The sequence below is a fragment of the Veillonella sp. VA139 genome, assembly GCF_003992005.1.
GTDB lineage: Bacteria > Bacillota > Negativicutes > Veillonellales > Veillonellaceae > F0422.
In genome coordinates, this window is sequence record NZ_RQVL01000067.1 from 1 (window position 1) to 462 (window position 462).

Annotated in this window: 1 protein-coding gene; it reads right to left on the reverse strand. The window is 34.2% G+C overall.

Annotated features, from left to right (window positions below; genetic code table 11):
• Window positions 1–440 (reverse strand): hypothetical protein (locus EO125_RS09725; protein ID WP_164726517.1); only part of this gene is annotated, 440 nt, incomplete at its 3' end.
• Window positions 441–462 lie beyond the last annotated feature (22 nt).

Below are 462 nucleotides of genomic sequence, written 5' to 3' on the forward strand. Positions count from 1 at the left end.
TATTTAAGACCCTCATACCAATCATTCTTTAGAATAAGTAAATGGTCTTTGTATTTTTCTAGTTCTTTAATGCCAGGGGTATTCAATAATTCTCTAAGAGAGCCAGCCCACGTACTTTTCTTCATTAAGCCTGGACTTTTGTTTTCATCAAGTCCAAATAACTCTAACAAACGAGAGATATTTACAGTAGTGGCATGAATGAAGGAGTTTTTAATATTGGTTTGGTTATCTTTGATAATGTCTGGGTTTAAGTGTTCAGTAGCTTTATCGAAAAAAGACTTCTGCCCGTTCTTACTCATAACAGTATGAGAAGAGTATGCAAAAGTCTCATGTAATAGTCTATTCGGTTTTACAACGCCATCTTCTACGCCAGTTAGTAATTGGTATGTCAATGATTCGCTGAGCTTGGTATTTCCAAGTTTACTATCAATTTTAAACATAGCATCTACTAAAGAGATTAGA